18 protein-coding genes are annotated in these 19,522 nt (G+C 67.5%); 8 read left to right on the top strand and 10 right to left on the bottom strand.

Annotated elements, in window-relative coordinates; translation table 11 throughout:
- Complete coding sequence (locus NOCYR_RS19745; RefSeq protein WP_231855966.1) at positions 1-576, top strand: GNAT family N-acetyltransferase; 576 nt, start codon at positions 1-3, stop codon at positions 574-576.
- Between the two features lie 173 nt (positions 577-749).
- Here the strand turns inward: NOCYR_RS19745 and NOCYR_RS19740 are convergent, their stop codons facing one another.
- Together NOCYR_RS19740 and NOCYR_RS19735 are read right to left on the bottom strand one after the other, a co-directional pair.
- Entirely contained in the window at positions 750-1,553 is an 804-nt protein-coding gene (locus tag NOCYR_RS19740) for an LLM class flavin-dependent oxidoreductase (RefSeq protein WP_014352166.1), read from the bottom strand.
- 87 nt (positions 1,554-1,640) lie between these two features.
- Complete coding sequence (locus tag NOCYR_RS19735; protein ID WP_014352165.1) at positions 1,641-2,603, bottom strand: SDR family oxidoreductase; 963 nt, start codon at positions 2,601-2,603, stop codon at positions 1,641-1,643.
- Between the two features lie 120 nt (positions 2,604-2,723).
- On the opposite strand from NOCYR_RS19735, the gene NOCYR_RS19730 reads away from it, so the two are divergent.
- Positions 2,724-3,380 carry a TetR/AcrR family transcriptional regulator gene (locus tag NOCYR_RS19730; protein WP_014352164.1) on the top strand — a complete coding sequence of 219 codons (657 nt, stop codon included), beginning with the start codon at positions 2,724-2,726 and terminating at the stop codon, positions 3,378-3,380.
- 196 nt (positions 3,381-3,576) lie between these two features.
- Entirely contained in the window at positions 3,577-3,780 is a 204-nt protein-coding gene (locus NOCYR_RS19725) for a cold-shock protein (protein ID WP_030521844.1), read from the top strand.
- A gap of 63 nt (positions 3,781-3,843) precedes the next feature.
- Here the strand turns inward: NOCYR_RS19725 and NOCYR_RS19720 are convergent, their stop codons facing one another.
- The 5 genes from NOCYR_RS19720 to NOCYR_RS19700 all read right to left on the bottom strand — a co-directional run bounded on the left by NOCYR_RS19720 (position 3,844) and on the right by NOCYR_RS19700 (position 9,083).
- On the bottom strand, positions 3,844-5,499 hold the full coding sequence (locus NOCYR_RS19720) for an AMP-binding protein (protein ID WP_014352162.1): 1,656 nt from the start codon (positions 5,497-5,499) through the stop codon (positions 3,844-3,846).
- A 4-nt stretch (positions 5,500-5,503) separates the two neighbouring features.
- Positions 5,504-6,055 carry a nuclear transport factor 2 family protein gene (locus NOCYR_RS19715; RefSeq protein WP_014352161.1) on the bottom strand — a complete coding sequence of 184 codons (552 nt, stop codon included), beginning with the start codon at positions 6,053-6,055 and terminating at the stop codon, positions 5,504-5,506.
- Between the two features lie 28 nt (positions 6,056-6,083).
- Positions 6,084-7,127 (bottom strand): zinc-binding dehydrogenase, encoded by a 1,044-nt coding sequence (locus tag NOCYR_RS19710; RefSeq protein WP_014352160.1) that lies wholly within the window; start codon positions 7,125-7,127, stop codon positions 6,084-6,086.
- A gap of 3 nt (positions 7,128-7,130) precedes the next feature.
- Positions 7,131-8,309, bottom strand: coding sequence for an LLM class flavin-dependent oxidoreductase (locus NOCYR_RS19705; RefSeq protein WP_014352159.1), 1,179 nt, complete (start codon positions 8,307-8,309; stop codon positions 7,131-7,133).
- 135 nt (positions 8,310-8,444) lie between these two features.
- The gene (locus NOCYR_RS19700) at positions 8,445-9,083 is read right to left on the bottom strand and encodes a TetR/AcrR family transcriptional regulator (protein ID WP_014352158.1); all 639 of its coding nucleotides are present in this window, start codon (positions 9,081-9,083) and stop codon (positions 8,445-8,447) included.
- A 179-nt stretch (positions 9,084-9,262) separates the two neighbouring features.
- Between NOCYR_RS19700 and NOCYR_RS19695 the strand changes: the two genes are divergently transcribed.
- Positions 9,263-9,760 carry a winged helix-turn-helix transcriptional regulator gene (locus tag NOCYR_RS19695; RefSeq protein WP_014352157.1) on the top strand — a complete coding sequence of 166 codons (498 nt, stop codon included), beginning with the start codon at positions 9,263-9,265 and terminating at the stop codon, positions 9,758-9,760.
- An 18-nt stretch (positions 9,761-9,778) separates the two neighbouring features.
- On the opposite strand, the gene NOCYR_RS19690 is transcribed toward NOCYR_RS19695, so the two are convergent.
- Together NOCYR_RS19690 and NOCYR_RS19685 are read right to left on the bottom strand one after the other, a co-directional pair.
- Positions 9,779-10,591, bottom strand: a complete 813-nt coding sequence (locus NOCYR_RS19690; RefSeq protein WP_014352156.1) for a DNA polymerase beta superfamily protein — start codon at positions 10,589-10,591, stop codon at positions 9,779-9,781.
- A gap of 56 nt (positions 10,592-10,647) precedes the next feature.
- Positions 10,648-11,922, bottom strand: coding sequence for an APC family permease (locus NOCYR_RS19685; protein WP_048833546.1), 1,275 nt, complete (start codon positions 11,920-11,922; stop codon positions 10,648-10,650).
- 889 nt (positions 11,923-12,811) lie between these two features.
- Here NOCYR_RS19685 and serA point away from each other — a divergent pair.
- On the top strand, positions 12,812-14,410 hold the full coding sequence (serA, locus tag NOCYR_RS19680) for a phosphoglycerate dehydrogenase (protein WP_014352154.1): 1,599 nt from the start codon (positions 12,812-12,814) through the stop codon (positions 14,408-14,410).
- 184 nt (positions 14,411-14,594) lie between these two features.
- Complete coding sequence (locus NOCYR_RS19675; protein ID WP_014352153.1) at positions 14,595-15,602, top strand: 3-isopropylmalate dehydrogenase; 1,008 nt, start codon at positions 14,595-14,597, stop codon at positions 15,600-15,602.
- Between the two features lie 181 nt (positions 15,603-15,783).
- Here NOCYR_RS19675 and NOCYR_RS19670 read toward each other — a convergent pair whose 3' ends face one another.
- On the bottom strand, positions 15,784-16,980 hold the full coding sequence (locus NOCYR_RS19670; protein WP_148280692.1) for an MFS transporter: 1,197 nt from the start codon (positions 16,978-16,980) through the stop codon (positions 15,784-15,786).
- A gap of 217 nt (positions 16,981-17,197) precedes the next feature.
- Here NOCYR_RS19670 and NOCYR_RS19665 point away from each other — a divergent pair, with 217 nt between their 5' ends.
- Entirely contained in the window at positions 17,198-17,971 is a 774-nt protein-coding gene (locus tag NOCYR_RS19665) for a fumarylacetoacetate hydrolase family protein (protein ID WP_014352151.1), read from the top strand.
- A 13-nt stretch (positions 17,972-17,984) separates the two neighbouring features.
- Positions 17,985-19,457: a glutamate--tRNA ligase gene (gltX, locus tag NOCYR_RS19660; protein ID WP_014352150.1), complete on the top strand. Its 1,473-nt coding sequence runs from the start codon at positions 17,985-17,987 to the stop codon at positions 19,455-19,457.
- Positions 19,458-19,522: the final 65 nt, after the last annotated feature.

The raw sequence follows: 19,522 nt of genomic DNA, 5'->3' as shown, positions 1-19,522 counted from the left end.
TTGAGCCTCGGAGACTTGGTGTTCCATCGTTATGACGCCGCTGGAGCGCGCGACCGCCGCGATCAGATCGAAGAGATCTTTCGCGGAGCGTATGTGGATCGGATCAATTTGGGTGGTGAGTTCGAGTCGCCTGAAGCGTTCATGCAGCGTTTCGAGGCATATACCCGCCCCGATCGGAAGTCCGGATTCGAGTTGGTGATCGCGGAATCGGCAGGACTCGTGTGTGGGCAGGCCTGGGGTTGGCCGTTGCGTCGGGACAGCGCGTGGTGGGAAGGGCTTCGGCTGGATGAAGCCGAGGTTGGGTTCACGACAGAAGATGGGGCCAGGACTTTCGCCCTGAGTGAGATCATGGTGCGATCGGAGTTCATGGGGCAGGGGATCGCGCGAGCGTTGCATGACGAGTTGTTGGGTCGTCGTGCGGAACAGCGGGCGACTCTACTGGTGGAGCCAGGCAATAGGCGTGCCTATGAGGCCTACCAAAAGTGGGGTTGGTACCGCGTCGGCTCGTTGCGGCCACGATGGCCGGACGCGCCGACCTTCGATGTGCTGATGCGCGATCTCGTCGCCGGGCTGTAGCTCCCGAGAGGTGATGACCGGCGCACTACACCCTCAAGACCGGTTTCCGCTCCGTCCGTGGGGCTCCCGATACTTGCGATAGCCGCGGCGATCTGGTGGCCGCACGACCGGGGTTGAGATCACGCGCGCGCTGACGCGATACTCGCCCGGGCCGGGGCGCCCGCACGTCCACGCTAACGCCCATTCAACTCCGCGACGATCGGCGCGAACAGCTCGGCGAAGTCGGCCCCGATGACGAAGTACGAGAACCCGATTTCTTCGCGGCGGCGCTGGATCTCATCTTTGGCCTCTACCGGATCGTTCGGTAGGACGGTGAGCGCGTCCGCTGCGCGGAGGGCGGCGGGGTCGGTGGATGGGTGGGCCATGTGGAGGGCGACGGTGTCGCCGATGACGGGGACGTGGAGGGCCAGCTCGATGTCGCGGGTAGTGCGGAAGTCCCGTGCTATGCGGGCGACTTCGCTGCGAGGGTGGTCGCCGAGGGTGAAGGTGACGATGTCGGCGACCTCGGCGGCGAGCGCTTGTGCCTTCGGGCCGTATACCGCCATCGCCACGGGGGTGTGATGGTCGCGTCCATCGAGGTCTCGCAGCGTGTCGACTGTTTTTCGGATTTCGCTCAGTCGCTCGGTGGGTGGGGTGGCCTGTACGCCTTTGTCGCGGAGTTCGTCCTCGATCCCGGGCCGGCCGGTGCCGATGCCCATCTCGAAGCGGCCGTCGGTCAGGAGGGTCAGTGAATGTGCTTCCCATGCCGTCAGCCAGGCGGGGCGCAGGGGAGACGCGTATACCCAGGTGCCGACGCGCATGTCGGTCAGGGCGGCGGCGGTGGCGAGCATGGGGCCGGGGGCGGGTTGGGTCTGCGGGAAGTCGGGCACCAGCAGCGTCGAATACCCGTAGTCGGCGATGCGGCGGACTCGGTCTCGCCAGGTGGGCGGATCAGTTTTGAGCGGAGCGACGACTCCGAATCGAAACGGCCTTGCCATGCGTGGCTCCCATCTGTCGGTTCTTCACCGGTAGGGACGACTCACGCGCCCGAAACTCATCGGTGCAGACGACACGCGGGAACGTTCTCAGGCCGGAGCTTCACTCCGCGCGATGGGAAACCGGTACCCCACCAGCTCCTCGGAAATCTCCCAAATTCTCTGTGCCTGCTCCGCACTACGCAGCCGCGAGTACAGCTTCTGTTCCGCGGGTGCTCCGGAAAGGTGGCGGAATCCGTTGGGTCCGTAGAGGTGGCCGCCGCGAGCTTCGGGGGAGGTGGCGGCGTAGAGGGCGGGGAGGAGGGCGGTTTCGACTCGTCCGAAGAGGATTCCGCGAGACGAGAGCGCGCGGATCATGCGGACGAGGGTGGTGTCGCGGGAGCGGCCGAGTTCGGGGCGGGCGGCTAGCAGGTTGGTGGGGGTGACTCCGGGGTGGGAGAGGGTGCTGGTGAGGCGCCAGCCGTGGGTGCGGCTGCGGCGGTCCAGTTCGAGGGCGAACAGGCCCAGGGCGATTTTGGATTGGCTGTAGGCGTGGTTGCCGTTGTAGGCGCGGTCCCACTGGAGGTCGGTCCAGTTGATGGCGTGCTGGTCGACGGCGAGGCTGATCTGCGAGACCACCCGGGCCCGGCCGGCGCGCAGGAGGGGGAGCAGGCGGGCTACCAAGGCGAAGTGGCCCAGGTGGTTGGTGCCGAATTGGAGCTCGAAGCCGTCGTGGGTGGTTCGGCGGGTGGGTGGGGTCATCACGCCGGCGTTGTTGACGAGGATGTGGATGGGTCGGGCTTCGTCGATGAGCTGATGCGCGAGGCCGGCGACGGAGGACAGTGACGAGAGGTCCAGGTCGCGTAGTGAGAGTTCGGCGTGAGGGTGTTGCTCGCGGATCTTGGCGATTGCGGACTCGCCTTTGGCCGGATTGCGTACCGGCATGATCACCTCCGCGCCTGCGGCGGCGAGGCGGGTGGCGAGGCCGAGGCCGACGCCGTCGCTGGCGCCGGTGACCACCGCGAGCTTGCCGGTGAGGTCGGGAACCGTGATGTCCGGTGTGGTGCGGGCCATGGCGATGCTCCCGTCGAATGGATTGCCTGACACCTGTCAGATTATGCGTATTCTGACAGGTGTCAAGTGAAGGCTGCCTCTCGAAATGAGCAGGTGGGGAGTGTTCGGGAGAATGAACCCATGACGGTGAAGGTGGATAACCGGGGTCCGGGGCGTCCTGGGACGGGTGCGCGGGCGGTGCCTGCGGAGGCGGAGATTCTGCGTCGTGGGATCGAGGCGTTCGCCGAGCTCGGCTACGACCGCACCTCGGCGCGGGAGCTGGCCAGGCGGCTCGGTGTCAGCCACAACTTCATCAACGACCGTTATGGCTCCAAGGCCGCCTTCTGGCGCGCGGTGGTGGACTCGGCGTTGCGGGAAGATCAGCACGAACGCCGGCAGCTGCTCGACTCCGGATTGGACGACGCCGACCTGGTCCGCGCGGTGATCACCCACTTCTATCAGGCTGCCGTGGAAACACCGCTGTTCGGGCGTCTGCTCGCCGACGAATTCGCTTGTGAGTCCGAGCGTTTGGACTACCTGTACGACAACTATGTGGCGCCGACGCTCGGTCCGATGATCCCGGCCCTCGAACGGCTGATGGCCGCAGGGCGCATGCCGATGGTGTCGATGGACGTGTTGTTCTTCGCGGTGATCAGCCCGGTGGCCGGGTTGGTGCAACTGCCGCTGGCCTATCGGCTGGGGCGGGCCGCGCCGGTCACCCGGGACAGTCAGGAGCACACCGCGCGCGAACTCGCGGAGCTGATCGTGGGCGGGCTGCTCGGGCGCGCCGCGGGGTGAACGTGCGGCACTGGAACGTGACACGCCCGTTACCTGGGCAATCGTCCACACTCCATAGTGGAATGCGCCGAGGGATAGTTACCTCACAGTCACGTGCTCCAGATGTGGAGGAATACCGCAAACCATGGCATCGTTGTAGGCGAGACCGGGCTTGACATTTGCTCGGCTCATCTACAGGAAGTATGAAGTACAGAACATGGCTCAAGGCAGCGTGAAGTGGTTCAACAGCGAGAAGGGCTTCGGCTTTATCGCGCAAGACGGAGGCGGCCCTGACGTCTTCGTGCATTACTCGGCAGTTTCCGGGTCGGGTTTCCGGACCCTCGAAGAGGGTCAGCGTGTGGAGTTCGAGATCGGGCAGGGCCAGAAGGGCCCGCAGGCTCAGGACGTCCGCGCTATCTGAACAGCGTGACTTCGCAAGCCCCGCACCGTACGGTGCGGGGCTTGCCCCTTTTCGGCGCCGATCTCAGAGCAGGCGTTGCCGTCCGTGCACTGCGAACGAGTCCTCGAACGCAGCCTTGTCGGACTCCGACATCAGGTGATACGCGCCGGCGTCCCAGCGGTAGACAGGATCGGTGGTCCGCCATTTCTGTTGTTGCAGTTGACGTTTGATCACCTTGCCCGATCCGGTGACCGGCAGCGCCGACGGCACTCGAAGCAGTCGTGGCGTGGCTTTGCGGCCCAGATCCACCTGGCCGGCGAGGAACGACGCGAATTCGATCGGATCGAACACCTCGGGGTCGGGCACTTCGATCGCACCCATCACCAGATCACCCGAACGCGGATCCGGCACCGCGTACACACCGGTGGCCACGACCGCGCGATGCCTGCGCAAGACCTGTTCGATCAGTAAGGCCGAGGTGTTCTCACCGTCCACCCGGATCCAGTCGCCGCGGCGGCCGGCGAAGTAGAGGAACCCGGCTTCATCGATATAGCCGAGGTCGCCGGTCCAGTACCAGCCGTTGCGGATGCGTTCGGCGTCGGCGGCCGGGTTGTTGTAGTAGCCCTCGAAGGCCGCCGCACCGTCCTTGTTCACCATTTCACCGACCGCTTCGTCGGGGTTGCGGACGCGGCCGTGCTCGTCGACGCGGGCCGGCGCGCAATCGCGCCGCGTCGAAGGATCGACCACGGCGATGCCCGAATGCGCGGGACGACCCAGAGCGCCGGCCGGGGCATCCGGATCGAGCCGCACCGACCCCGCGCCTTCGCTGGAGCCGTAGGCCTCGAGCAGTGGGGCGCCGAACCGCCGGGCGAATTCGGCCTTGTCGGCGGGTGCGGCCTCGGTGCCGAAGCCGCGTTCGAGCCGGTTGTCGCGGTCGTGCGGAGTTTCGGGGGTGGCCATGAGATAGCCGAGGGCCTTGCCGACGTAGGTGAAGAAGGTGGCGCCGAAGAACCGGATATCGGGCAGGAATCCGGACGCGGAGAACTTCGGCGTCAGGCAGACGGTAGCGCCGCAGGCCAGGGCGGGCGCCCACAGACCCATCAGGGCGTTGCCGTGGAACAGCGGCATACAGCAGTAGTCGACGTCACCGCGGTGGTGGCCGTACTTGAAGTTCGCGTAGGCCAGCCGCGCCAGCCTGCCCTGACTGCATTTGACCGCCTTCGACCGGCCGGTGGTGCCGGAGGTGAACAGCAACAGAAACAGCGTCTCGGCGCCGACGCCACCGGCGATGGCGGGCTCGACGCGATGCTGGTCGAGCAATTCCGCGTAGCCGGGATCGTCGATGACGAGAAAGCGGTCCGGAGTCAGACCGAGGTCGAGTTCCCGCAACCGCGCCGCGCCCGCGCGATCGGTGACGATCAATTGGCAGTCGACGAAACGAATCTCTGCTCGCAACTCGGCGGCCCCGTGCGTCGGGTTGATTCCGACGACGGTGGCGCCGGCCAATGCGGCGCCACCGAGCCAGAACACGAAATCCGCGACATTGTCCAGCAGGACCCCGATATGGAACGGGCCGTCCACCCGCAGTGTTCGCGCCAGCGCCGCCCGCGCGGCTGATTCGCGGACAACCGCGTCCCAGGTCCAGTCCTGCTGCCTGGTGCGCAGGCCGAGGTGATCGTCGCCGAGCCGGGCCATGAGCATGCGGGCGATGTCGGGATGGTGATCGGCTCCGTCGGTCATCGGTTCACTCCGCGGACCGCATGAGATCGATGTATTGCTGGGGCAGCTGGTCGGGCCGCAGCTTGGTGATATCGGCGGGCCCGGACTGATAGGAATCCTCGCCCATGATCCGGCCGTCCTCGTCCACCGGCCACAGGATGAGCTGGCGGTTGGTGACCAGATAGTCGGCGGCCTCGTCGTCCACCGGGAGGCCGAGCCGGGCGGCGTAGGAGCCGGGATAGATCTGCTTCAGGAAACCCTCGGTCACCACACAATGGTCGTCGACGACGACGCGGTCGATATCGAACTCCAGAATGTTGGAGCGCGTCGCCAGGAAATCGGTGTAGTAGCGGCGGACGCTGTCGGTCCCCTTCGGCCCCCGGTCGACGCCGGCGTTCCAGAAGTGATAGTCGGGCGCCTCCGACAACGTCGCCATCAGAGCATCGAGGTCGGGTTCGGCTTCGGCCCGCATATGTTCGATGACGGCGCCGAGCACAATGCGATGCCGACGATCGGTGGTGTCGGCGAGGCGCTGTTCGAGCGGTTCCCAGGTGCGGGATGGATCGATGACGGGCATCGTGGAATTCCTTTCCGGACAAAGGTCCTCACGCGTGTGGCAGGACGAGGATCTTCACGTGGTCGTCCGGGTCGCGCAGCGCCCGGAACGCCTGGCCGACGCCGTCGAGACCGACGCGGCCGGTGATGATCGCCTCGGCATCGATCTCGCCGTCGGCCAGACGCCGCAGCACGGTGTCGTAGGCGCGGTCATAGCTGCCGTGCCCGAAATTGATCGCGATCATCCGGAATTGGCCCACCACCGGGACGATGGTCTCCTCGGCGAAACCGGCGGCGAGCACCTGAATGCGCGATCCGAACGGCATGGTGTGCAGCAGTGAATCGAGGATGCCGGGGCGGCCGCTGCATTCGTAGGCGATGAGAATGCCCTCACCAGGTGTGGCGAGCTCGCTCCAGGCGGCGATCGGGTCCTGTTCGTTCGGATCGACGACGATATCGGCGCCGAGCTTGCGGGCCAGGGCCCGACGCGCCGGAGATGGTTCGGAGGCAATGACGGTACGCGCACCATGTGCCTTCGCCGCCAGAATCGCGCCGAGCCCGATCGGGCCGCAGCCGATCACCAGCGCGGAATCGGCTGCGGTCAAACCGGATTGCTGGACATGCATTTCACCCACATGCAGCGGCTCGGCCAGCGTCGCATGCTCGAGCGACAATCCGTCCGGGACGTGCCGCACCCAGAACGCGTCGACAACGATGAATTCGCCGAAGCCCCCGTGATATTCGTTCGAATAGCCGATGATCGTCGGAATCCCGGTGCCTGTCTCGGTGCTGACGCCGATGCCCGCGACCCGATCCCCGACCGCGAAATCGGTGACATCCTTTCCGGTGTCGACGACCGTCCCCGCGTACTCGTGCCCCAGGACCACCGGTCGCCGCGGATCGAAGACCGCCAGCGGATACCCGGCCTTCTCGGCCACCGCGACGAAACGATACGGATCCTTCGACATACTCAGATCGCTCCCGCAGATCCCGCACGCGGCGACCGCGATCCGAAGCTGCCCGGGACCGAGCGCGGGCGGATCGGCCACCTCGGTCACCGTGAATTCCCCGTCGGCGAACTGTGCTGCACGCATGCGTCACGCCCCCTGCTGATCGCCGTAGTAGTCGGTGTGCGCTTTGGTGATCGCGCCGACCAGCCCGCCGATGAGGTACTCGTGGTTGTCCTCGGCGAATTGCAGGCTCGCCTCCCGGCCGGCATTGCGCCGCTTGAAATGCGGGATCACCTCGGCGGCGAAGAGCTCATAGCTGCGCAGCGTGTCCTCCCAATTCGCCATGTCGACGTGCAGCACCAGCAGAGTGCCGAACCCGCCGGTCTTGGCGATCAGCCGCTCGATCTGCGCGATCGCCTCGTCCGGGGTCCCGATGATCGCCTGGCCGAACTCGCCGAGGGTGTCGTTGCGCCACTGGTCGATGATGGTGCGCGGCGACTGCGCCCACTCGGGACGGACACCGGTCTGCCGGTTGACGTAGGCGGCCATCGCGCCGATGCGGCGGCTCACCGCACGCTCGGCGTCGGCCCGCGATTCGGCCAGGAACATCGGATTCACCAGCCGCCACGTCGAGCGGTCGGCGAGATGCCCGTGATCGGCACATACCTTCTCGTACACACCCCAGTTGCGGTCGAGGGCGTCGAAACCGGTGGGCGAACCGGCGGCCAGCGATAGCAGCGAAAGACCGTGGGTGCCGGCCAGCACCGAGCCGTTGGGCGAGATCGTCGACGCGACCGCCACCTCGATGCCCGCGGGGTCGTAGGTGGGCAGCTGCGCGCGGGCATCGCGGAGGGTGAACCAATCGGTGGTCGTGTTCACCACCTCGCCGCGCAGCAGCGCCAGGATCGCCTCGAGTGCCTCGCCCTGCCGGCGCCGCTGATCGCTGGGGTCGATGCCCATCATGTGCGCGTCGAGCGGGATCTTGCCCGGCCCGGTGCCGACGATCAGCCGGCCGCGGGTCTGCAAGTCGAGCTGGGTGATGCGGTCGGCGGTGATCAGCGGATGGTGATACGGCAACGACATCACGCCGGTGCCGAACCGGATCCGCCGGGTGCGCTCGGCGGCCGCGGCGATGAACATGTCCGGAGCGGGGACGATTTCGGCGCCGGTGGAGTGATGCTCACCCATCCACGCCTCGTCGAAGCCGAGGTGATCGAGGTGTTCCATGAGGTCGAGATCGCGTCGCAATTGCAGCGCCGGGTCGGCATCGAGTGGGTGATACGGGGCGAGGAAGGCGCCGAATCGCAGTGATCGGGAAGTCCACACAGGCGTCGTCTCCTGACGGGATCGGGACGAGAGAGTGAGTGGAGTCACATCCGCTCACGGGTTTGTGTGTACCAGAGAGTTGGATCACATGATCCAGAAAAATCCCGCTGAGTGGAACATCGCGGCGGGCGTCGATCAGGAACCGAGGAGACGTTCGACGCCGCCGATCACGAACGTCACGATGTCCTCGTGGAAGGTCGCCAGCTCCTCGGGGGTGAGGCGGGTGCCGTCGCGGCTCCAGTCGTCGGCCTGGCTCAGCGCCTGCACGAATCCCATCAGCGACACCGCCCACCGGGCGGCCAGCCGCTGCGGGTCGGCGTCCGGGAACGCTCGGCGGACCTGGGTGAACAGGACCTCGGGCAGATGCTGGTCGGTCGCCGCGAGCGCGGGATGACCTTGCGGTGCGATCTGGGCGATGATCTTGACCCAGCGCATTCCTCGCGTGCGATGACGTTGCAGCAGTTCGAGATATGGCGTGGTGACCGCCCGCACCAGCGCTTCGGCATCCGGTGGATGCGGTGCGTCGGCCAGTAGATCGACGTTGGTGCGGATGCGATCGCGCACCGACGCACCGAGTTCGATCAGAACGGCGGCGAGCAGTTCGTCCTTGCTGCCGAAGTGATAGTGAACCGAGGCCGCGCCGAGCCCGGCCGCGGTATTGATGGCCCGCACCGAGACCGCGTCGACGCCTTGATCGGCGAACAGGCGCTCGGCTGTTTTGATCAGGCGCAGCCGGGTGGCGTCGCCCTGGCGATTGCCGGCGGGGGAGCTCATGCGCTCAGCCTGTCACAGCAGCGGCCGAATGCGGTCGATGCCAGGAAGTAGAGCGGTTGATTGAATCGAATGATCCGACAGCTGGTCACGTTCATGGGGCTGGGGGCGGCCGTGCTGGGCGCCGGTGCCACTGGTGGTTGTATATTGCAAGCGGTAGGTCTGTATCGGAGGAGGGCGATATGCGCGAAGACGGACGTTCGGGGTGCCCGATCAACGCGACCATCGAGGTGATCGGTGACCGCTGGACGCTGCTGGTGCTCCGCGACGTCATGTTCGGCAACCGCCGCCACTTCCGCGAGCTCTTGGCCGGGTCGGAAGAAGGCATCGCCTCCAATATCCTGTCCGACCGGCTCAAGCGGCTGGTTGCGGCGGGCTTGTTGAGCCGCGAAGACGCCGGACCGGGCCGCAAGGCCGAGTACCGTCTGACCGAGGCCGCCATCCAGCTGGTTCCGATCATGGCGCAGCTGGGGTCATGGGGGTTGCGTCACCGCGAGACCACCCACCGCCTGCGGGTGCGGGCGGAGCTGCTCGAGGAAGGCGGCCCACAGCTGTGGGAGGAGTTCATGGACGAGCTGCGCGAACAGCATCTCGGGACCCCTCGCCCCGACCCGTCCGCGCCACGCCCCAGCGAACGGCTGGCGGCCGCGTATTCCGCGGCAGTAGGCGCGGACAGCTGAGCTGCGGACAGGTGCGTGCTACGCCGGTGCGCCCGCCGCTTCCTTGCGGAAGAACGCCGCTGTGAGCTCCTTGATCGAAGCCATATCGCGGCCGGTCGTCTTCGGGAACGCGCTGTCGGCGCGATCGAACTCCGCGGCGATGAACGCGGCGATCGGCTCCGGCGCCGAGCCGCTGCCCATTTCGCGGGTCCGCGATTTCACCTCGGTCAGGTCGGTGATCGCCGCGACGAGGTCGGCGGGCAACTCGCACTGCGCCATCAAGGTCGGCAGGTGCATCGGCGCAACCGCCGCGTCGGGATGTTCGCGCAGCCACCGCAGTGCCATGGCGGGGCGCAGCGAATAGAACACCTTCTTCAGCGACCCGTTGTGCCCGAACAGCTTCCACTGCCTGCTGCCCAGGTGTAGATAGTGGCGTGCGACCTGATTGCGGTCGGCGACTGTTTGGGCCAGCTCGAGCAGTTCGGCCCGGAAAAGCTCGTCACCGCGATAGACGATCGGCGACTGCAACCACTCGATCAGCACGGCATTGCCCTTCACCAACAGCCGCAACGCCTTACCGAGATCCCAGCCATTCACATCCAGGAGGCCGGCCAGCGGCGTCTCGATGACATCCCTGGTCCGCCACGGCGACAGATACGTGTCGAGGCTCGCGACATACAGGAAGCGGCAGTCGTAGTCGGAATCCGGCGAGGGGAATCCCCATGCGCGGCTTCCGCTCTCGATCGCCAGCCGCACGCGGGCGCGATGGTCGCGCTCGACCCGATCCAGCGTCGAGTCGATGGCCGCGACGACCGCCGGGTCCATCGAGGTGGGAATGGTGCGCAGGGACATGGGCGCATGCTAGGCGCCGAACCCGTACGGAGGCGAGGCATTTGCGGCCCCCGTGGTCAGGAACTCGCGCTACCCCGATGTCGCCGGACGACGTACACCCCAGCGCCGATCACCGTGACGACCGCGCCGGCCAGCACCGATTCCGCAGGCAAGGTGAACGCCAGCACGAGGCAGCCGATGAGGCCGACGACCGGGATCGCACGGGGTGGGCGGCCTTCGGCTCGGGTCAGGGTCCAGGCGGAGGCGTTGGCGACGGCGTAGTAGAGCAGGACGCCGAAGGAGGAGAACCCGATGGCGGCGCGCAGGTCGGCGGTAGCGGCGGCGAGGGCGACGACGGCGCCGACGGCGAGTTCGGCGTGATGCGGAACGGAGGTGCGCGGGTGGACCGCGGCCAGCGTACGAGGCAGATGGCGGTCGCGGGCCATGGCGAGGGTGGTGCGGGAGACGCCGAGGATCAGCGCCAGCAGCGAACCCAGAGCGGCCACGGCAGCACCCGCACGGACGATGGGTGACAGCCAGTCCACTCCGGCGGCCTGCACCGCGCTCGACAGCGGGGCGGTGGATTCGGCCAAGCGCTGCGGGCCGAGCACCACCAGCGCCGCGACAGCGACGGCCGCGTAGACGACGAGGGTGATACCCAACGCGATCGGTATGGCGCGGGGGATGGTGCGGGCCGGTTCGCGCACCTCCTCGCCGAGGGTGGCGATGCGGGCGTAGCCGGCGAAAGCGAAGAACAGCAGGCCCGCCGCCTGGAGGACGCCGAGCGCGGTGATGTCGGAGCCGAGGTCCAGCCGATGCGCGTCCGCCTCGGCCGACGTCGTCGCGGCGACGACCACCGCGGCCAGGACCGCGAGGACGACCGCCACGATCACCCTGGTCAGCAGCGCCGACTTCTGGACACCCAGATAGTTCACCGTGGTCAACGCCACCACCGCGGCCACCGCCACGGCCCCTGCCTGATCCGGCCAGACATGCAACCCCACCGTCAACGCCATCGCCGCGCACGACGCGGTTTTGCCGACCACGAAACTCCAGCCCGCCAGATACCCCCAGAACGGGCCGAGCCGTTCCCGGCCGTAGACGTAGGTGCCGCCGGAGTCGGGATAGCGGGCCGCCAGCCGGGCCGACGACGTCGCATTGCAGTAGGCGACCACCGCGGCCACCCCGAGTCCCAGCAGCAGTCCGCTGCCTGCGGCCTTCGCTGCCGGTGCCAGAGCGGCGAAGATGCCGGCACCGAGCATCGCGCCGAGGCCGATCATCACCGCATCGCCGAGGCCCAGTCGCTGATGCAATCGATCCGGGCTCGGCGGGTTCGGCGACGGCTGGGGCACGGCGGCTCCTGGTGACGGTGGAATTCGTCGCTCACCCTATCGGCGGGTGCGCGCCCGCGCCGGATGAGTCGATCCGTGGACGCCGACGGCACCAGTCTCGAAGCAGCAGACCGCCGGAGCCACGTCGCGCTGCGCGAGAACCCGGACCGGAGGGGTGTGGTCCCATGGCGTGCCGCCCGGACGAATAAGGCACGAGAATTCCGAGGAACAAATGCCTCCTAATTGTCCGGCTGGCCGGTTCTTGCCGTGTGGCGAGCTCGCGGACGGCCGATGTCCGCGAATTGCCCATGAAATTCTGGGCACCGCGTTAAGCAATTTCTCAGTTTATCCATCGCGTGCCGCGGGTAGTGGCCGTAATCGGTCCGTGACCTGGCGATTTCTCCTGTTTGCCCTGATAGGGCGCCTGCATCGGCGCGCACTGGCTCACAGAACCGCATGAAATGTGGCCTGCGTCACTAATCGGAGATTTTCCGTAACCCATTCCGAACGCGGCTCGATGGATCGTGTGTCAGCCAGTTCGACTGGATGAATTTCGACGAGAGGTTAATTTCATGATCCCCGTTATCATCGACACCGGTAGCGCCGCTGTGAACGGTCTTTTCGACACCCTGGGTGCGGCCCTGCACGGCCTGGTGAACACCCTGTGGACGGGCTCGTTCGGCGGCTGATCACACGCTGCGGTCGCGAACGCGACCTGACTCCTGCCCCGGCCTTCCTCGTAGAGGCCGGGGCAGGTCCGTGTCCGGGGGGGGTGAATCGGCCGCCCGGAGCTTCGCCGGCCCGACTGACGACGGGCGCCTACCAGGCGGTAGGTCGTGCGGAAATCGCGCCAACTAAGCTGGTCCCCGGTAACTGCCGACCCCCATTTCTTCCCCAGGAGTAACCCACAGTGAGCCAAGCAGGCCGTCCTGTAGTTCTGATCGCCGACAAGCTCGCCCAGTCGACCGTCGACGCGCTCGGTGACGGTGTCGAGGTCCGCTGGGTCGACGGTCCCGACCGTCCGGCGCTGCTGGCCGCCGTTCCGGAGGCCGACGCGCTGCTGGTGCGCTCGGCCACCACGGTCGACGCCGAAGTGCTGGAAGCTGGTAAGAACCTCAAGATCGTCGCGCGCGCCGGCGTCGGCCTCGACAACGTCGACGTGCCCGCCGCCACCGAACGCGGCGTCATGGTCGTCAACGCGCCGACCTCCAACATCCACACCGCCGCCGAGCACGCCGTCACGCTGATGCTGGCCGCGGCCCGTCAGGTGCCCGCCGCCGACGCCACCCTGCGCGAGCGCACCTGGCAGCGCAGCAAGTTCAACGGTGTCGAGATCTTCGGCAAGACCGTCGGTGTCGTCGGTCTCGGCCGCATCGGCCAACTGTTCGCCGCGCGCCTGGCCGCCTTCGAAACCCACGTCATCGCCTACGACCCCTACGTGTCCCCGGCCCGCGCCGCCCAGCTGGGCATCGAGCTGGTCACGCTGGAGGAGCTGCTCGGCCGCGCCGACCTGATCTCGGTGCACCTGCCCAAGACCCCGGAGACCAAGGGCCTGCTGAGCAAGGAAAAACTGGCGCTGACCAAGCCGGGCGTCATCATCGTCAACGCCGCGCGCGGTGGCCTGATCGACGAGCAGGCGCTCGCCGACGCCATCAAGTCCGGCCATGTGCGCGCCGCCGGCCTGGACGTGTTCGAGACCGAGCCATGCACCGACAGCCCGCTGTTCGACCTGCCGCAGGTCGTGGTGACCCCGCACCTGGGCGCCTCCACGTCCGAGGCCCAGGACCGGGCCGGCACCGATGTCGCCAAGTCGGTGCTGCTGGCGCTGGCCGGTGAATTCGTGCCCGGCGCGGTGAACGTCACCGGCGGCGTGGTCGGCGACGAGGTCGCCCCGTGGCTCGACATCGTGCGCAAGCAGGGTGTGCTGCTCGGCGCGCTGGCCGACGAGCTGCCGGTGAGCGTCGAGATCCAGGTGCGCGGCGAGCTGGCCGCCAGCGAGGTCGGCGTGCTGGAACTGTCGGCGCTGCGCGGGATCTTCTCGGCGCACGTCGAAGATCAGGTCACCTTCGTCAACGCGCCCGCGCTGGCCAAGGAGCGCGGGATCAGCACCGAGGTCACCACCGCCTCGGAGAGCCCGAGCCACCGCAGCGTCGTCGACCTGCGCGCGGTGTTCGGCGACGGCCGCACCCTGAACGTCGCGGGCACGCTGACCGAGCCGGCTCAGGTGGAGAAGATCGTCAACATCAACGGCCGCAACTACGACATGCGTGCCGAGGGCCTGAACCTGGCCGTGCTCAACTACGAGGACAAGCCGGGCGCGCTGGGCAAGATCGGCATGAAGCTGGGCGAGGCCGAGATCGACATCCTGGCCGCGCAGCTGACCCAGGACGTCGACAAGGAAGGCGCCACCGTCATGCTGCGGGTCGGCAAGGAGGTCTCCGCCGACGTGCAGAACGCGATTCGCGAGTCCGTCGGCGCCACCAAGGTCGTTCAGGTCGACCTGTTCTGAGCCCTAGGGTTCAGCCCATCCGAATAGCCACCGAGCCCCGTTCCGAATGGAGCGGGGCTCGGTCGTTCGCCGTGCCGCTATCCCACTCTCCGGGAGAGTTCGCCCTGGTCGCGGGCGGGTTCCGGGCACCGGCTATCGTTGCGATGTTCACGGGCGCCATCATCGGAAACGGAGCATTGCTTTCATGAAACTCGCTGTCATCCCGGGCGACGGTATCGGTCCCGAGGTCATCGCCGAAGCCCTCAAGGTGCTCGACGTGGTCGCACCCGGGGTCGAGAAGACCGAATACGACCTGGGTGCCAAGCGGTACCACCGCACCGGCGAGATCCTGCCCGAATCGGTGCTGCCCGAACTGAAGCAGCACGACGCGATCCTGCTCGGCGCCATCGGCGATCCGTCGGTGCCCAGCGGTGTGCTCGAGCGCGGCCTGCTGCTGCACACCCGGTTCGCGCTCGACCACCACGTGAACCTGCGTCCGTCGAAGCTGTTCCCCGGCGTCACCAGCCCGCTCGCGGGTAACCCGGACATCGACTTCGTGGTGGTGCGCGAAGGCACCGAGGGCCCCTACACCGGCACCGGCGGCGCGATCCGCGTCAACACCCCGCACGAGGTGGCCACCGAGGTCAGCACCAACACCCGCTTCGGCATCGAGCGAGTCGTGCGCTACGCCTTCGCCACCGCCCAGCAGCGTCGCAAGCACCTGACGCTGGTGCACAAGACGAATGTGCTGAGCTTCGCCGGATCGCTGTGGCAGCGCACTGTCGACGAGGTGGGCGCGGAATTCTCCGACGTCGAGGTCGCCTACCAGCACATCGACGCCGCCACCATCCACATGGTCAACGACCCGGGCCGCTTCGACGTGATCGTCACCGACAACCTGTTCGGCGACATCATCACCGACCTGGCCGCCGCCGTCAGCGGTGGTATCGGCCTGGCGGCCAGCGGCAATATCGACGCCTCCGGCACCAACCCGAGCATGTTCGAGCCCGTGCACGGCAGCGCGCCCGATATCGCCGGCCAGTCCAAGGCCGACCCGACCGCCGCGATCCTGTCGCTGTCGCTGCTGCTGAACCACCTCGGCAACACCGAAGCGGCCGCGAGGGTGGAAGCGGCGGTTGCCAAGGATCTGGCCTCGCGCAGCGGTACGGCCTCGACCGTGGAGATCGGCGACCGGATCGCCGCCTCGGTCTGACGCACCGACGGATACAGAAAGGCTCCGCGCTCATTCCGAGCGCGGGGCTTCTTCGTAGGGCGGTGGTCCGTGTTCGGCGGGCCTCACTGCGCGAGCGCTGCGTGGCTCTGACTCGCCTTCGGGGCGGCGAAGGGATCGCGCTGAGTTTCGGCGCACCTGGATGCGGTGGCGCGCGGATCGCTCAGCGCGGTGCGGCGTCCTTGGGCACCAGCGGAATCGCGATGGCGGCGAGCGCGGCGGCGGCCAGATAGGTGGCCGGGAAACCCGAATAGGTGATCAGCGCGCCGAAGACCGGCGGCACGACGGCCAGCACCAGATTCTGTCCGGTGTTCTGGATGCCCAATCCGCGTCCACTCCAGTACGGCCCGGCGATCTCGGCGACCGCGGTGAAGGCCAGGCCGTTGTCGGACACGGTGACCACCGAGGCGATCACCAGCAGCGGGATGGCCAGCCACCACCACTGCGCCCAAGCCGCCAGGGCCAGCGCGGCCATCGTCAGGACCGCGGCGATCGCGACCGAACGCAGCGGGCCCAAGCGGGAGCCCACTCGATCCGACCAGGCACCCGCACCGATCCGGCCCGCCGCACCCAGCAACTGGGTGGCGGTGACCAGAATCCCGGCCACCGGCAGCGACCAGCCGATATCGCGATGCAGCCACAGCAATGCGAAGGTCCACACGGTGGCCTGCGGGAACACCAGCAGCACGGAGACCGCGTGGATGCGCAGCAGCGTCGTGCTGCCCCGATAGGGGTTGGCCCGGTCGGCGGCCGAGCCCTTCGGCCGGGGCGGATCCACGATGCCGAGCAGACAGCCCACCGCGGCGACCGCCGCCATCAGAGCGGGCACCAGGATCGCCACCGCCACACCGTGCGCCCCGGCGACCCAGGGGATGGCCACGGCGCCGACGCCCACGCCCAACGGCTGCGCGGTCTGCCGGATCCCCATCGCCAGACCACGCCGGTGTGGCGGGAACCAGCCGACGATCACCCGGCCGCTGGCCCCGTTGGTGCTCGCCGCACCGACGCCGCCGAGGAACAGCAGCACGCCCAGCGCCGGATAACTCGATGTGGTCGCGGCCGCCGCACCCGCGACGAACATCAGCAGCGGTCCGGCGACGAGCACCTTGCGCTCACCGATCCGGTCGACCACATAGCCCCACGCGATCAACGTGCACACCAGCCCGACCGTCGGCATGGCCACCAGCAGCCCGGCCGTCGCCAACGGCATCCCGCGATCGGTCAGCGCGGGCAGCAGGAAGGGGACACCGTGCACGAAGACGGCGCTGGAGGCTTGGGCGAAGACGCCGAGACCGAGCATCGACCACCGTCTCCACGCGTCGACCTGCGGTGTAGTCGCTGCGGCAGCGTTCACGGCCATCGGTAGCCCAGCCTCTCGCATCTCAATATATGGAACACAAATCTCACAAAGTGAGCGTCGGTGGTAACCGTACACCCCGAGACCGCCGTCGCCGAACCTACGAATGTGTCTGACTTCTCACACCGCACGCGCGCCATGTGTGGCCCACCGCACCACCGCCGGACCGGCCCGGTCGGGCGCGTTCGGGCAGGTGGAGCCGGGTCGATAGACTCCGACCATGCGTCTAGGTCGAGTTGCCAGTCCGGATGGAGTCGCCTTCGTCAGCATCGAGGGCGACGGTGGCGACAGCGTCGCCAAGGAGATCGCCGAACACCCCTTCGGCACCCCGACGTTCACCGGGCGCAGCTGGCCGCTGGCCGACGTGCGCCTGCTCGCGCCGATTCTGGCCAGCAAGGTGATCTGCATCGGCAAGAACTACGCCGCGCACGCCGCCGAAATGGGCGGCGAGGCACCCGCCGATCCGGTCATCTTCATGAAGCCGAGCACCTCGATCGTCGGGCCGAACGCGCCGATCATCCTGCCGCCCAGCTCCTCTCAGGTCGACTACGAGGGCGAGCTGGCCATCGTCATCGGGCGCCCGTGCAAGGACGTGCCCGCCGCCCGCGCACTCGATGTGATCCTCGGCTACACCGTCGCCAACGACGTCACCGCCCGCGATCAGCAGCGCCACGACGGACAATGGACGCGGGCCAAGGGCTACGACACCTTCTGCCCGCTCGGTCCGTGGATCGAAACCCAGCTCGACCCCTCGGATCTGGAGATCGTCACCGAACTCGACGGTGAGGTTCGCCAGCGCAGCCGCACTTCGCTTCTGCTGCACGATATTCCGAAGCTCATCGAATGGGTCACCACCGTGATGACGCTGCTGCCCGGCGACGTCATCCTCACCGGCACCCCCGAGGGCGTCGGCCCGATGACCGCCGGGCAGAACGTCTCCGTCACCGTGTCCGGCATCGGCACGCTGACCAATCCTGTTGCCGCCAAACGCTGATCGAAAGAGAGCCATGACTGAAGTACGGGTCCGATTCTGCCCGTCGCCCACCGGGACACCGCACGTCGGCCTGATTCGGACGGCGCTGTTCAACTGGGCCTACGCCCGCCATCACGGTGGTGCCTTCGTCTTCCGCATCGAAGACACCGACGCGGCACGCGATTCCGAAGAGTCCTACCGCGCCATCATCGACGCGCTGCGCTGGCTCGGGCTCACCTGGGACGAGGGCCCCGAAGTCGGCGGACCCTACGGGCCCTACCGCCAATCCGAGCGCCGCGAGCTGCACCTGGACGTGGTGCGGCGGCTGGTGGAAGCGGGGGAGGCCTACGAGTCCTTCTCCACCCCCGAAGAAGTCGAGGCGCGCCATCTCGCCGCCGGCCGCGACCCGAAACTCGGCTACGACAACTACGACCGCGACCTGACCCCGGAGCAGATCGCGGCGTACCGGGCCGAAGGCCGGGCCCCGGTGGTGCGTCTGCGCATGCCCGACACCGACCTCACCTGGACCGACCTGGTGCGCGGGGAAACGACATTCAAGGCAGGCACCGTCCCCGACTTCGCGCTCACCCGCGGTAACGGCGCCCCGCTCTACACCCTGGTGAATCCGGTCGACGACGCGATGATGCGCATCACCCACGTGCTTCGCGGTGAGGACCTGCTCTCCTCGACGCCGCGTCAGCTCGCGCTGTATGCGGCGCTGCAACGGATCGGAGTCGCCGAATTCACCCCGGAGTTCGGTCATCTGCCATTCGTGATGGGCCCCGGAAACAAGAAACTGTCCAAGCGTGATCCCGAATCGGACCTGTTCGCTCACCGCGATCGCGGGTTCATCCCCGAGGGTTTGCTGAATTATCTGGCGCTGCTCGGCTGGAGCATCGCCGATGATCACGACGTGTTTTCGATGTCGGAGATGGTCGCTGCCTTCGACATTTCGAAAGTCAATTCGAATCCGGCGCGTTTCGACCAGAAGAAGGCCGACGCGCTCAACGCCGAGCACATCCGTTTGCTGGAAGTGGGCGATTTCACCCACCGTTTGCGCGAGTACCTCACCGAACACGGGCATATCGGCGCCGAAATCGACGAGAAGACGTTTGCCGTTGCCGCCGAACTGGTGCAGACCAGGATTGTCGTGCTGGCCGACGCATGGGATCTGCTGCGATTCCTGTTCGCACCCGACGAACAGTTCGCCATCGACCCCGCCGCGGCCGCCAAGAATCTCGGCGCCGACGCCGCCCCGGTATTGGACACCGCCATTGCCGCGCTGGACTCGCTGAGCGCATGGACCACCTCCGCTATCGAGGAGGCGCTGAAAACCGCGCTGATCGACGATATGGGCCTGAAACCGCGTAAGGCCTTCGCGCCGGTGCGAGTAGCGGTGACCGGATCGCACATCAGCCCGCCGCTGTACGAATCGCTCGAACTGCTCGGCCGCGACCGCACCATGACGCGGCTGCGGGCCGCGCGGGCGCAGACCCCGGCCGGCTGAGCCGCCGCGTCCATCGATCCGGACGGTAGCCCTCGACAGTGGGCGGCTGCGTGCACAACAGCCGC

The organism is Nocardia cyriacigeorgica GUH-2, assembly GCF_000284035.1.
GTDB lineage: Bacteria > Actinomycetota > Actinomycetes > Mycobacteriales > Mycobacteriaceae > Nocardia > Nocardia cyriacigeorgica_B.
Note: the sequence above shows the minus strand (reverse complement) of the source record. Positions and strands in the feature narration are given on the sequence as shown.